Origin of the sequence: Roseomonas sp. GC11 (assembly GCF_024437745.1) — a bacterium.
In the GTDB taxonomy this organism is placed as follows: Bacteria; Pseudomonadota; Alphaproteobacteria; order Acetobacterales; family Acetobacteraceae; genus Pseudoroseomonas.
Genome location: NZ_JANFNY010000062.1, coordinates 19,332 through 31,852 on the forward strand (window position 1 = coordinate 19,332; position 12,521 = coordinate 31,852).

Annotated in this window: 13 protein-coding genes and 1 pseudogene; 11 read left to right on the top strand and 3 right to left on the bottom strand. The window is 73.0% G+C overall.

The annotated features are described in order from the left end of the window. Positions 1-3 precede the first annotated feature (3 nt). The 7 genes and pseudogenes from cbiE to NON00_RS17730 form a co-directional block, all read left to right on the top strand. Positions 4-1,215: pseudogene (gene cbiE, locus NON00_RS17700) on the top strand (precorrin-6y C5,15-methyltransferase (decarboxylating) subunit CbiE); the annotation flags it as partial. Continuing rightward, positions 1,198-1,638 (top strand): cobalamin biosynthesis protein, encoded by a 441-nt coding sequence (locus tag NON00_RS17705; RefSeq protein WP_256023776.1) that lies wholly within the window; start codon positions 1,198-1,200, stop codon positions 1,636-1,638. The pseudogene cbiE and the gene NON00_RS17705, both read left to right, overlap by 18 nt. After that, positions 1,635-2,390, top strand: a complete 756-nt coding sequence (gene cobM, locus NON00_RS17710) for a precorrin-4 C(11)-methyltransferase (RefSeq protein WP_256023743.1) — start codon at positions 1,635-1,637, stop codon at positions 2,388-2,390. Before NON00_RS17705 ends, cobM begins: the two co-directional genes overlap by 4 nt. 7 nt (positions 2,391-2,397) lie before the next feature. Continuing rightward, positions 2,398-2,907 (top strand): bifunctional adenosylcobinamide kinase/adenosylcobinamide-phosphate guanylyltransferase, encoded by a 510-nt coding sequence (gene cobU, locus NON00_RS17715; protein WP_256023746.1) that lies wholly within the window; start codon positions 2,398-2,400, stop codon positions 2,905-2,907. Further along, positions 2,904-3,506: a cob(I)yrinic acid a,c-diamide adenosyltransferase gene (gene cobO, locus NON00_RS17720; RefSeq protein ID WP_256023748.1), complete on the top strand. Its 603-nt coding sequence runs from the start codon at positions 2,904-2,906 to the stop codon at positions 3,504-3,506. Before cobU ends, cobO begins: the two co-directional genes overlap by 4 nt. A gap of 143 nt (positions 3,507-3,649) precedes the next feature. Next, positions 3,650-5,113: a cobyric acid synthase gene (locus tag NON00_RS17725; protein WP_256023751.1), complete on the top strand. Its 1,464-nt coding sequence runs from the start codon at positions 3,650-3,652 to the stop codon at positions 5,111-5,113. A gap of 92 nt (positions 5,114-5,205) precedes the next feature. Continuing rightward, positions 5,206-5,364, top strand: coding sequence for a hypothetical protein (locus NON00_RS17730; protein ID WP_256023753.1), 159 nt, complete (start codon positions 5,206-5,208; stop codon positions 5,362-5,364). A 42-nt stretch (positions 5,365-5,406) separates the two neighbouring features. Here NON00_RS17730 and cbiB read toward each other — a convergent pair whose 3' ends face one another. Beyond that, entirely contained in the window at positions 5,407-6,426 is a 1,020-nt protein-coding gene (gene cbiB, locus NON00_RS17735) for an adenosylcobinamide-phosphate synthase CbiB (RefSeq protein ID WP_256023754.1), read from the bottom strand. A gap of 32 nt (positions 6,427-6,458) precedes the next feature. Here cbiB and cobD point away from each other — a divergent pair, with 32 nt between their 5' ends. Next, positions 6,459-7,463: a threonine-phosphate decarboxylase CobD gene (gene cobD / locus NON00_RS17740; RefSeq protein WP_256023756.1), complete on the top strand. Its 1,005-nt coding sequence runs from the start codon at positions 6,459-6,461 to the stop codon at positions 7,461-7,463. 516 nt (positions 7,464-7,979) lie between these two features. Here the strand turns inward: cobD and NON00_RS17745 are convergent. Together NON00_RS17745 and aceA are read right to left on the bottom strand one after the other, a co-directional pair. Beyond that, entirely contained in the window at positions 7,980-8,165 is a 186-nt protein-coding gene (locus NON00_RS17745; RefSeq protein WP_256023759.1) for a hypothetical protein, read from the bottom strand. Positions 8,166-8,218: 53 nt separating this feature from the next. Further along, entirely contained in the window at positions 8,219-9,592 is a 1,374-nt protein-coding gene (gene aceA / locus NON00_RS17750; protein ID WP_256023761.1) for an isocitrate lyase, read from the bottom strand. Between the two features lie 157 nt (positions 9,593-9,749). Here aceA and NON00_RS17755 point away from each other — a divergent pair, with 157 nt between their 5' ends. Genes NON00_RS17755 through NON00_RS17765 form a run of 3 tightly spaced genes read left to right on the top strand, consistent with a single transcriptional unit; the run spans position 9,750 to position 12,402 of the window. Continuing rightward, positions 9,750-11,156, top strand: coding sequence for a short-chain fatty acyl-CoA regulator family protein (locus NON00_RS17755; protein WP_256023764.1), 1,407 nt, complete (start codon positions 9,750-9,752; stop codon positions 11,154-11,156). A gap of 56 nt (positions 11,157-11,212) precedes the next feature. Next, positions 11,213-11,938 (top strand): aspartate/glutamate racemase family protein, encoded by a 726-nt coding sequence (locus NON00_RS17760; protein ID WP_256023767.1) that lies wholly within the window; start codon positions 11,213-11,215, stop codon positions 11,936-11,938. Between the two features lie 32 nt (positions 11,939-11,970). After that, the gene (locus NON00_RS17765) at positions 11,971-12,402 is read left to right on the top strand and encodes a PaaI family thioesterase (protein ID WP_256023770.1); all 432 of its coding nucleotides are present in this window, start codon (positions 11,971-11,973) and stop codon (positions 12,400-12,402) included. Positions 12,403-12,521: the final 119 nt, after the last annotated feature.

Sequence of the window (12,521 nt, forward strand, 5' to 3'; positions counted from 1 at the left end):
GTGATGAGTATTCCGTGGCTGACCATCCTGGGCATCGGCGAGGACGGCGTCGAGGGTCTCTCCCCGGCGGCGGCGACGCTGCTGGCCGGGGCGGAGGCGGTGTTCGGCGCGCCGCGGCAGATCGCCCTGGCCGCGCCGCTGATCCGGGGGGAGCGCCACCCCTGGCCCTCGCCGATGCTGGAGGGCCTTCCGGCACTGCTGGCCCGGCGCGGGCGGCCCACGGTGGTGCTGGCCTCGGGGGACCCGTTCTGCTTCGGGCTGGGCGGCACGCTGGCGCGGCACCTGCCGGCCGGGGAGTTCCTGACGCTGCCGGCGCCCTCGGCCTTTTCCCTGGCCTGTTCGCGGCTGGGCTGGGCCTTGCAGGACTGCGCTACCCTGTCCTTCTGTGGGCGGCCGGTGGAGCCACTCTTGCCGCTGTTGCAGCCGGGGGCGCGCATCCTGGCGCTTTCGGCTGATGCGGCGACGCCGGCGATGGTGGCGGCGCTGCTCAACCGGCACGGCTTCGGGCCGACGCGGATGCACCTGCTGGAGGCGCTGGGCGGCCCGCGCGAGCGGCTGCGGGTGGCGGAGGCGCGGGGCTATGCGCTCTCGGCCGACCCGCTGAACATGCTGGCGCTGGAGGTGGTGCCTGGCCCTGGCGCGCGCATCCTGCCGCTGACGGCGGGGCTGGATGAGGGCCTGTTCGAGCATGACGGGCAGATCACCAAGCGCGAGGTGCGGGCGGTGACGCTGGCCGCCCTGGCGCCGCGCCAGGGGGAATTGCTGTGGGATGTGGGCTGCGGCAGCGGCTCGGTGGCGATCGAGTGGATGCTGCGCCACCCCGCCAACCGGGCGATCGGGCTGGAGCCGAAGCCGGAGCGCGCGGCGCGGGCGGCGCGCAACGCGGTGTCGCTGGGCGTGCCGGGGCTGAAGCTGGTGCAGGCCGCCGCGCCGCAGGGCCTCGCGGGCCTGCCCGCGCCCGACGCGATTTTTCTCGGCGGTGGGGCGAGCCGCCCCGGTGTGCTGGAGGCTGCGTGGTCCGCCCTGCGCCCCGGGGGCCGGCTGGTGGCGAATGCCGTGACGGTCGAGACGGAGATGGTGTTGCTGTCCGCCTTCGGCCGCTGGGGCGGCGAGTTGACGCGCCTGGGCGTGGAGCGCCTGGACCGTGTGGGCGGCCTGCATGGCTATCGCCCTGCGATGACGGTGACGCAATATGCGGTGGCCAAACCGGAGGCGGGGCCTGGGGGGACCCTGTCCCCCCAGCGGGGAGGTCCAGGAGGGGCGGCGCCCCTCCTGGCCACGGCTGGGCTTGGCCTGCGCCCCGGAGCCTCTGGCCCTGACCTCGTGGCCCTGATCCGCCGCGCCGAGGAATTGTCTGGCCACCACGTCACCCGCCTCGTCGCCCCGGCTTTCCGCGAGGGGGCCGAGGCCCTGTCCTTCGCCGCCGCCGAGCTGGCCTTGCCGGTGGTCTTCGCTGACCGCGAGGCGCTGCTGGCGGTGCAGGGCCGCTGCCCCTCCCGCTCCGAGGCTTCCCTGCGGGCCACCGGCATCGCCTCGGTGGCGGAGGGCTGCGCGCTGGCGCTGGGCGGGCGGCTGGTGCTGGCGCGGATCGATGGCAGCGGGGTGAGCTGCGCCCTTTCCACGGAGTCCGAGACATGACCGTGCATTTCATCGGCGCCGGCCCCGGTGCGGCGGACCTGATCACGCTGCGCGGGCGGGACCTGCTGGCGGCCTGCCCGGTCTGCCTTTATGCCGGCTCGATCGTGCCGCCGGCGCTGCTGGCGCATTGCCCGCCCGGGGCGCGGCTGGTGGACACGGCGCCGCTCGACCTCGACGCCATCGAGGCCGAGTATCTGCGCGCCCAGGCCGCCGGGCAGGATGTGGCGCGGCTGCATTCGGGGGATCTCTCCGTCTGGTCCGCCATGGGCGAGCAGATCCGCCGGCTGGAGCGGCATGGCATCCCCTATACCGTGACGCCGGGCGTGCCGGCCTTCGCCGCCGCCGCCGCCGCGCTGGGGCGGGAGCTGACCATTCCCGCCGTGGCGCAGAGCCTGGTGCTGACGCGCGTCTCCGGCCGGGCCTCGCCCATGCCGGCGGGGGAGACGCTGGAGGGCTTTGGCGCCACAGGCGCGACGCTGGCGCTGCATCTGGCCATCCACGCTTTGCCGCAGATCGTGGAGCGGCTGTTGCCGCGCTATGGCGCGGAGGCGCCGGTGGCGGTGGTGGTGCGCGCCTCCTGGCCCGATGAGCGGGTGGTGCGCGCCACGCTCGGGACCATCGCGGCGGCGATGGCGCAGGAACCGGCGGAGCGGACGGCGCTGATTTTCGTCGGCCCCGGGCTGGGGCAGGCGGAGACGGAGAGCGCGCTGTATTCGGCGGATTACCGCCGCCGCTTCCGGCCGGCGGGCTGAGGCGGGCATGGGCTATACCCTGGTCCTGGGCGGTGCGCGCTCCGGCAAGTCGCGCCATGCGGAGGGGCTGATCGCCCGGCATGCCGCCCCCTGGGCCTATCTGGCCACGGCCGAGGCCTGGGATGACGAGATGCGGGCGCGCATCGCGCAGCACCAGGCGCGGCGGGATGCGCGGTGGGAGACGCTGCCTGCGCCGCTGGACCTGCCGGCGGCCCTGGCCGCGGCGGGGGCGCGCCCGGCGCTGGTGGATTGCCTGACGCTGTGGCTGACCAACCTGATGCTGGGCGAGCACGATATTCCCGCCGCGACGGCGGCGCTGGAGGCGGCGCTGGCCGCGCGCGCCGCGCCCACCGTGCTGGTGGCGAATGAGGTGGGGCTGGGGATCGTGCCGGAGAATGCGCTGGCCCGGCGTTTCCGGGATGCGGCGGGGGTGTTGAACCAGCGCCTCGCCGCCGGGGCGGGGCGGGTGCATTTCGTCGCCGCCGGCCTGCCGCTGGTGCTGAAGGGGGAGCCATGAGCGAGGACGAGGCGGAACGCCACCGGGCGAAGATGGCCCGGCGCAAGGCCGTGCAGGATGCCGAGGTGGCGGCCAAGACCATCGAGAAGGGCCTGCTGATGGTCCATACCGGGGCGGGGAAGGGCAAATCCACCGCCGCCTTCGGGCTGGCGCTGCGGATGCTGGGGCAGGGGCGCGGGGTGGGCGTCGTCCAGTTCATCAAGGGCGCCTGGAGCACGGGGGAACGCGGCGTGCTGGAGCGCCTGCCCGGGCTGGAATGGCACAGCATGGGCGAGGGCTTCACCTGGGAGACCCAGGACCGCGCGCGTGACATCGCCGCCTGCCGCCGCGCCTGGGAGAGGGCGCTGGAGCTGATGCAGCGCCCTGGCCTCGGGCTGCTGGTGCTGGATGAGCTGTGCATCGCCCTGCGCTATGGCTACCTGCCGGTGGAGGAGGTGCTGGCGGGGCTGGCCGGGCGGCCGGCGATGCTCCACGCCGTCGTCACCGGGCGCAACGCGCCGCCCGCGCTGGTGGAGGCGGCTGATCTGGTGACGGAGATGCTTCCCGTGAAACATCATTTCGCCGCCGGGGTGAAGGCGCAGGCGGGGATTGAGTTTTAGGAAGAGCGTTCTTTTTTGAAAAAAAGAACCAAAAAACTTTTTTCAGTTTGGCGTCCCGCTGTGCCGGGAGACGGCGGCAGCCTGAAAGAAAGTCTTTTTGCTTCTTTTTCTTCAGAAAAAGAAGAAATCTGGGATGATCTGACATGACCGCACGCGCCCTGATGGTGCAAGGCACCGGCTCCTCGGTGGGCAAGTCGCTGCTGGTGGCGGGGCTGGCGCGGGCGCTGGTGCGGCGCGGGCTGCGGGTGCGGCCCTTCAAGCCGCAGAACATGTCCAACAACGCCGCCGTCACCGCCGATGGCGGGGAGATCGGGCGCGCCCAGGCGCTCCAGGCGCGGGCGGCGGGGGTGGCGCCCAGCGTGCACATGAACCCCGTGCTGCTGAAGCCGCAGAGCGAGATTGGCGCGCAGCTCGTGGTGCAGGGGCGGGTGCGCGGCACGGCGCGGGCGCGCGAATACCAGGCAATGAAGCCCGGCCTGATGCCCGCCGTGCTGGACAGCTTCGCCCGGCTGCGCGCGGAGGCCGATCTTGTGCTGGTGGAGGGGGCGGGCAGCGCCTCGGAGATCAATCTGCGGCGCGGGGACATCGCCAATATGGGCTTCGCCCGCGCCACGGGGACGCCGGTGGTGCTGGTGGGGGATATCGACCGGGGCGGGGTGATCGCCGCGCTGGTCGGCACCCATACGGTGCTGGAGCCGGAGGACCGCGCGCTGATCCGCGGCTTCGTCGTCAACCGGATGCGGGGGGATCTCTCGCTGTTCGAGGAGGGCATGGCGCAGATCGCGGCGCGCACCGGCTGGGCGGCGCTGGGGCTGGTGCCCTTCTTCGAGGGCGCGCGCCGCCTGCCGGCGGAGGATGCGCAGGACCTGCTGGACCACCTGCCTCGCCGGGCCGGAGGGGGCTGCCGCATCGCCGTGCCGCTGCTGCCGCGCATCGCCAATTTCGACGATCTGGACCCGCTGGCGGCCGAGCCGGGGGTGGAACTGATCCCGCTGCGCCCCGGCATGGTGCTGCCGGCGGGGGTGGACCTCGTCATCCTGCCCGGCTCGAAGGCGACGATCGCCGATCTGGCGGCGCTGCGGGCGGAGGGCTGGGATGTGGACATCCTGGCGCATCACCGGCGGGGCGGGCGGGTGCTGGGGCTGTGCGGCGGCTACCAGATGCTCGGCCGCCGCATCGCCGACCCGGAGGGGGTGGAGGGGCCGGCCGGGGCGGTGGCGGGGCTGGGCCTGCTGGCGGTGGAGACCGTGCTGGCCGGCGAGAAGCGCCTGGCCCCGGCGCGCGGCACCACCCTGGCCGATGGCCTGCCCTTCACGGGCTATGAGATGCATATCGGCCGCACCACCGGGCCGGACACGGCGCGCCCGCTGCTGCGGCTGGCGGATGGCCGGCCGGAGGGCGCGGCCTCGGCCGACGGGCGGGTGGCGGGCACCTATGTGCACGGCTTCTTCACGGCGGATGCGCAGCGCGCGGCGTGGCTGGCGCGGCTGGGCGCCACCGCCGCCCCGCGCGACCATGAGGCGGAGGTGGAGGCGGCGCTGGACGCCCTGGCCGCGCATCTGGAGCGCCACATGGACATTCCCGCCCTGCTGGCGCTGGCTGTTTGACCTTTGGCGTGTTGACGGTTGCGGGAGCGGCCAACCGCCGGGCGGCGCGGGGCGTTTCAGCGGCAGGCGCAACCCGATTGGACCCCCTGGCCATGACCCTGCTCCACGCTCTCTTCGCCCCCTCCCGTACCCTGGGCCGCCCCATGGGCGCTGCCGCGCTGGCGGCGCAGATCTACCGGGCGAGCCGCCGCCAGGGTGGCGCGCTGCGCCTGCTGGACTGCCTGCGCATGGCCCGTTCCCTGGCCTCCTGATTCGCTGGCCTCCTGAAGGCGGGTGCAGGGGGCAAAGCCGCCTCAAAGACCGAGCGTCACCAGCAGCAGCCCCGCCACCACCGCCCCCTGCACCCAGCAGGCGCGCCGGTAGAGCGCCAGGGCCCGCCGCAGATCCTGCGTGCGCGCCTCGGCCCGCCCATCCCCCATCCACCCATCCTCGACGCGCGTGGTGCCATAGACGCGCGGCCCGGCGAGGCGCAGGCCGAGGGCGCCGGCCATGGCGGCCTCCGGCCAGCCGGCATTGGGCGAGCGGTGATGCCGCGCATCGCGCCGCACCGCGCGCCAGGCACCGCGCGCATCCGCCCCCCGCGTCAGCGCCGCCGCCGCCACCAGCCACAGCGCCGCCAGGCGGGAGGCGGGGAGGTTCACGAGATCATCCAGCCGGGCGGAGGCCCAGCCATAGGCCTCATGGCGCGGGGTGCGGTGGCCCACCATGCTGTCCGCCGTGTTGATGGCCTTGTAGAGCACCGCCCCCGGCAGCCCGGCCACGCCGCACCAGAAGGCCGGGGCCACGATGCCATCGGAGAAGTTCTCGGCTAGGCTCTCGATGGCGGCGCGCACCACCCCGGCCTCGTCCAGCGTCTCCGGGTTGCGGCCGACGATCATGGACACGGCCTGCCGCCCGCCGGCCAGCCCGCGCTGTTCCAGCCCCTCGGCCACGGCGGCGACATGCTCGTGCAGGCTGCGCTGGGCGGGCAGGGTGGCGGCGAGCAGCGCCAGCATGACCACGGCGAGCGCGCCGGGCAGGGTGGCCAGCAGCCCCGCCTGGAGCAGCCCCGCCTGGAGCAGCCCCGCCTGGAGCAGCAGCGCCGGCAGCCCGCAGCCGAGCAGCAGCAGGGCCAGCCCCAGCACCCCGCGCCGCCGCCGCGCGGCGAAGGGCAGGGCGGGGTCGTTCAGCCGCCGGTCCAGCGCGCCGATCAGCGCCCCCATCCACACCACCGGGTGGCGGATGGCGGCGTAGAGCGGTTTGGGGTAGCCGAAGGCGGCCTCGGCCAGCAGCGCGCCGGAGAGGATGAGAAGGGGGGTGTGCAAATTCGCCATCGCCCGGCCTGGGAGAAAGGGGAGCGGCTAGCATGGCGGAAGGCGGCTTGGAACATGGCGGGCGGCTGGGCGCGGCGCGGCGGCGCTTTCCGGGGGCGCCGGAGCCGTTCCTGGACCTCTCCACCGGGATCAACCCGGTGCCCTGGCCCGCCCCGGCGCCGATGCCGCCCCTGCCGCCCGCGGCCTGGACCCGCCTGCCGGAGCCGGAGGCCGAGGAGGCGCTGCGCGCCGCCGCCGCCCGGGCCTATGGCGCGGCGGATGCGGCGATGGTGGCCGCCGCGCCGGGGACGCAGATCCTCATCCAGCTTCTGCCGCGGCTGTTTCCGCAGCCCCGGCTGGCCGTGCTCTCCCCCACCTATGCCGAGCATGCCGCCTGCTGGCGCGCCGCCGGCACGGTGGTGGAGCCGGTGGCGCGCTTCGGCGATCTCGCCCGCGCCCCCGCCGCGCTGCTGGTGAACCCGAACAACCCGGATGGCCGCCGCGTGGCGGTGGCGGAGATCGCCGCCCTGGCCGATGCCCTGGCGGCGCGCGGCGGGCTGCTGATCGTCGACGAGGCTTTCGTGGAGCTGGAGCCGGAGCCCTGGGGCGCGGCCGGGCTGCTGCCGCATCCGGGGCTGATCCTGCTGCGCTCCTTCGGCAAGAGCCACGGGCTGGCGGGGCTGCGCCTCGGCTTCCTGCTGGCGGCGCCGGAGCGGGCGGCGGTGGCGCGGGCGGCGCTCGGGCCCTGGGCGGTGTCGGGGCCGGCCCTGGCCCTGGGCGGGGCGGCGCTGGCGGATGCGGCGTGGCGCGCGGCCAGCGCGGCGCGACTCGCCGGCGAGGCCGCCCGGCTGGATGCGCTGCTCGAAAGGGCCGGGCTGCGGGTGCTGGGGGGGACGCGGCTGTTCCGGCTGGCGGAGGGCGATGCCGCCTTCTGGTTCCGGCGCCTGGGGGAGGCGGGCATCCTCGTGCGCGCCTTTCAGGACCAGCCCCGCTGGCTCCGCTTCGGGATTCCCGGGGAGGAACGCGACTGGGAGAGGCTGAGCAACATTCTCCGCTAGGCGGGGGCGCTAGGTGGGGGCGCTAGGTGGGGGCGCTAGGGGGGGGCGCCGCCCCCGCGCCCCCGCTGGGGGGACAGGGTCCCCCCAGACCCCGCCATGAGTCCCCCGCCATGAGTCCGCCGCCACGAGTTTTTGATATTGAGAATAAGTCGCAATTGAGGGTAGAAGGGTGAGGTCAGCGGAGGGGGAGATCCCACCATGTTGCATCACCGGTCCTGTGGCACGGCCCAGATCGTGGCTCTGATGGCGGCGCATCGCGCGGTGCCTGAACTGCGCCAGGAGGATGTGAACCGCCTGCTGGATTATCTCGAACGTCCGGAAGGTCCAGGAAACTCAGTTTCCTGGCGGGGAGAGTGTGAGAGGGGCGGCGCCCCTCTCACGGGCAGCCGCACGGCCTGAAAAGACCGAACTGAAAAGACCGGGGAAGGCGTGTCCTCCCCCGGCTCCCCACGAGACATTCTGTCCGTTGCCGCCCGCCGCCCTGGTTCCTGTCCGGGGCGGCGGGCTGTCCGCCGTTCAGTGGTCCATCTGGTCGTCGCGGAAGGCGGTGCTGGGCGTCGGCACGATATGCGCCTGCGGCACCGTCTTCAGGCCGCGCAGGGTGGTGGGCATGGCGGGCTCGCTGGCCCAGCCGTGGCTGTGCACCAGGCCGTCATCATGGCTGTCGTCCAGGTGGGGGGCGATGTTCTGGTTGGTGGTCATGGCAGCATGTCCTTCGGGGGAAAGGTGAGGAGGAAAGGGGAAGGGGGAGAGGCTTACTTCGCCATCGCCGGCGCCGGCTGGTGGGCGCCGCCGTGGGCGCCATCGTGGAGGCCGTCGTGGAACTGGGCGGTCTCGGTGCTGTGGGCCATGGCCGTCGTGCTGCTGGTGCCGCCCGAGGCCGCCGTGGCCACCGCGTCGAAGTAGCTGACGCCCACCTCGCGCTGGTGGCGCGTCGCCGTGTAGCCCAGCGGCTCGGCCGCGAACTCGGCCTGCTGCAGCTCGGAATAGGCGGCCATGCCGCGCTCCCGGTAGCCGCGCGCCAGCTGGAACATCGAGTAGTTCAGGCTGTGGAAGCCGGCCAGGGTGATGAACTGGAACTTGTAGCCCATTTCTCCCAGCTCACGCTGGAAGCGGGCCGCGGCTTCCTCACCCATCTTGCGCTTCCAGTTGAAGCTGGGGGAGCAGTTATAGGCCAGCAGCTTGCCCGGGAACTGCCGGTGGATGGCCTCGGCGAAGGCGCGGGCATCGTCGAGGTCGGGGTCGGAGGTCTCCCACCACAGCAGGTCGGCATAGGGCGCGTAGGCCAGGCCGCGGGCGATGGCGTATTGCTTGCCGATGCCCGGCTTGATGCGGTGGAAGCCCTCCGGCGTGCGCTCGCCGGTGATGAAGGGGCGGTCGCGCTCATCGACATCGGCGGTGAGCAGCTGCGCGCTCTCGGCATCGGTGCGGCAGAGCAGGATGGTGGGCACGCCCTCCACATCGGCGGCGAGGCGCGCGGCGTTCAGCGTGCGGATATGCTGGCTGATCGGCACCAGCACCTTGCCGCCCAGATGGCCGCACTTCTTCTCGCTGGCCAGCTGGTCCTCGAAATGCACGCCGGCGGCGCCCGCCTCGATCAGGGCGCGCATCAGCTCATAGGCGTTCAGCGCGCCGCCGAAGCCGGCCTCGGCATCGGCGATGATGGGGGCCATCCAGTAGGTGTCGTCGCCCTTTTCCTCCATCCGGGCGATCTGGTCCGCCCGGCGCAGCGACGCGTTGATGCGCTTCACCACCTTGGGCACCGAGTCCACCGGGTAGAGGGACTGGTCCGGATACATCTCGCCGGCGGAATTGGCGTCCGCCGCCACCTGCCAGCCGGAGAGGTAGATGGCCTGCAGCCCGGCCTTCACCTGTTGCAGCGCCTGGTTGCCGGTCAGCGCGCCCAGGGTGTTGATGTAGGGCTCGCTGTTCAGCAGCTGCCACAGCCGGCGCGCGCCCATCTCCGCCAGGGTGTGGCGGATGCGGAAGGAACCGGCGAGGCGCTCGACATCGGCCGGGGTGTAGTCGCGCCGGATGCCGGCGAAGCGGTCACTCGGCGCGCCGCCGGAAGACGGGGTACCGGGGGTGCTGCCATCGGGGGCGAAACAGGGGGCGGGGGTGTGGCGCATGGTCGGTGGTCCTTGCTCTGGGTCATCCTGGCCCGTCAGGCCGTGGGTCAATAATTCACATTGCCCCCGTTCCGATCATCCTCCATCTTGCCTTCGCACGCGCAACACCGTGGCGTTCTTCACTGTGAAGCCCGTAAATTTGTAAAGGCTGTAAAAGATGGCCCGGCCCCTGATCGGTCGCACGATCCGCCGCCTGCGCCAGGAACAGGGCCTCACCCAGCAGGCCCTGGCCGTGCGGCTCGGCATCTCCGCCAGCTATCTCAACCTCATCGAGCACGATCAGCGCAGCGTCACCGCCGCCCTGCTCATCAAGCTCGGCAGCACCCTCCAGGTCGATCTCGCCGCCCTCTCCGGCACCCAGGAGCAGCAGCTGGAGGCCAGCCTGCGCGAGGTGCTGGCCGACCCGCTGCTCAGCCTGGAGGAAACGCCGGAGGAGGAAATCCGCGCCCTCGCCGGCAGCGCGCCCAATGCGGCGCGCGCCATGCTGGCGCTCTACCGCGCCTGGCGCGTGGCACGGGAGGATGCCAGCGGCATCGCCCTGCCCAGCGGCCGCCGCATGATCCTGCCCACCGAGGAAGCGCGCGACTTCTTCCACGACCACGCCAATGTCTTCCCCGCGCTGGAAGCCGTGGCCGAGCAGATCGGCGCCGAACTGGGCGCCGCCCCCGCCGAGCTGAACCACGCCATCGCTGAGCGCCTGCGCCAGCGCCACGCCCTGCGCGTGCGCGTGGCACCGCTGGAGGGCAGCCTGCGCCGCTACGACCCCGCCGCGCGGCTGCTCGAACTCTCCGAGGCCCTGCCGCGCGAAAGCCGCGGCTTCCAGATGGCCTTCCAGCTCATGCTGCTGGAAGCGCGGGAGGCGGTGGAAGCCGTCCTCGCCCCCGCCACGCCCAGCACGCCGGAGGCCACGGCGCTCATCCGCCTCGGGCTGCTCAACTACGCCGCCGGGGCGCTGCTCATGCCCTATGGCCCTTTCCTCGCCGCCGCCCGTGCCCTGCGGCATGATCTCGACCTGCTCGCCGCCCGCTTCGGCGTCAGCTTCGAGCAGGTGGCGCACCGCCTCTCCACCCTCCAGCGCGAGGGCGCGCGCGGCGTGCCCTTCTTCTTCCTGCGCGTCGATCCCGCCGGGAATGTGGACAAGCGATTCTCGGCGGCGGGCTTCCCCTTTGCCCGCTTTGGTGGCTCATGCCCGCGCTGGGTGCCGCACACCGCCTTCGCCACGCCGGGAAAAATCCGTGTGCAGATCGCGGAACTTCCGGATGGGGCCACCTTCCTCTGCTTCGCCCGCACCGTCACCGGGCCAGCGGCGCATTGGGGCGAGCCGCCGCCGCTGCATGTCATCGCCATGGGCTGCGATATCGGGCGCGCGGGCGAAGTCGTTTACGCGGACGGGCTGAATCCGGAGAAAGCCAGGACAGGCATCGGGCTGTCCTGCCGGCTGTGCGACCGCGCGGATTGCCGCTCGCGCGCCTTCCCGCCGCTGGAGCACAGGCTTAATCTCGATCCCCACGAGGAAAGCGTGGCGCCCTTCCGGTTCAGTAAGGCAGGGGGCGCTGCCCCCTGAACCCCCGCCGGGGTGGCACGGCCACCCCAGACCCCGCGATCTGTTGGAAAACATTCATGCGCGTGCTGCTGCTCAATGGGAATACCGATGCCGCCATGACGGAGCGCATGGTCCGGCTGGGGCAGGATGTGGTGGCGGGGCAAGGGGTGGAGCTGGTGCCCGCCACGGCCCGCTTCGGCGCGCGCTATATCGCCAGCCGCGTCGCCGCCGCCATCGCCGGGCATGCGGTGCTCGATCTCGTCGCCGAGCATCGCGGGCAGGTGGATGCCATCGCCATTGCCTGTTTTGGCGATCCGGGGCTGGATGCGGCGCGCGAACTGGCCGGCGTGCCGGTGACGGGCATGGCCGATGCTTCGCTGCGCGTCGCGCTGGCCACGCATCCGCGCGTGGCGCTGCTCACCGGCGGCGCCGCCTGGGTGCCGATGCTGGAGGAATTCGCCCTCAGCCGCGGCTGGCCGGCGGAGCGCGTGCTGGTGCGCGCCGTCACCCCCACCGGGGACATGATCGCGCGCGAGCCGGAACGCGCCCTGGCTCTGCTGGCCGAGGCGGCCGCCGCCGCCGTGGCCGAGGGCGCGGCGGCCGTGGTGCTGGGCGGGGCGGGGCTGGCCGGGCTGGCGCCGCGCCTGCAACCGCTGCTGCCGGTGCCCGTGCTGGACAGCCTGGAATGCCTGCTGCGCGTGGTGGTGCGGCCCCTGCCCGTGCCGCCGGGGCCGGGCCGCACGCCCACCACCGGCCTCTCCCCCGCCCTGGCCGAAGCCCTCGACATCCCCAGGGCACCTTGACCACCCGGGCGGGGCAGGGCAGGCAAACGGACATGTCCAAGCAAGACCTCGCCGCCCCGGCGCCGCCCTACCACGATCTTCTCGGTATCCGCCTCGTCGAATGGCGCGATGGCTTTGCCCGCGTCGTCTGCGACAGCGGGCCGGGCCACCTGAACCGCAGCGGCATCGTGCATGGCGGTGTCATCCTGTCGCTGATCGACCAGGCGGCGGCCTTCGCCGGCCTCTGGTGCAGCGTGCCCGGCCATATCCGCAAGGCGGTGACGATCGATCTCGATTGCCGCTTCACCGGCCAGGTCGCGGGCGGCGAGATCGTCGCCGAGGGCAAGCTGGTCTCGCGCGGGCGCAATATTTTCTTCGCCCGCACCGAGGTCTTCAACGACAAGGGCGAGATGGTGGCCTTCGGCTCCTCCACCCACCGCTGGCGCGCTGGCAGCGAGACGGTGGAAGGCAGCCCTGCTGCCTGATGGCGGGGTCCGGGGTGGCCCTGCCACCCCGGTGGAGGGGTTTGGGGAGGCAAACCCTCCCCAAAGGATTTACTGACGCGGCCCCATCGCCAAAATCCCGCCCCCAACCGCAAGAAACA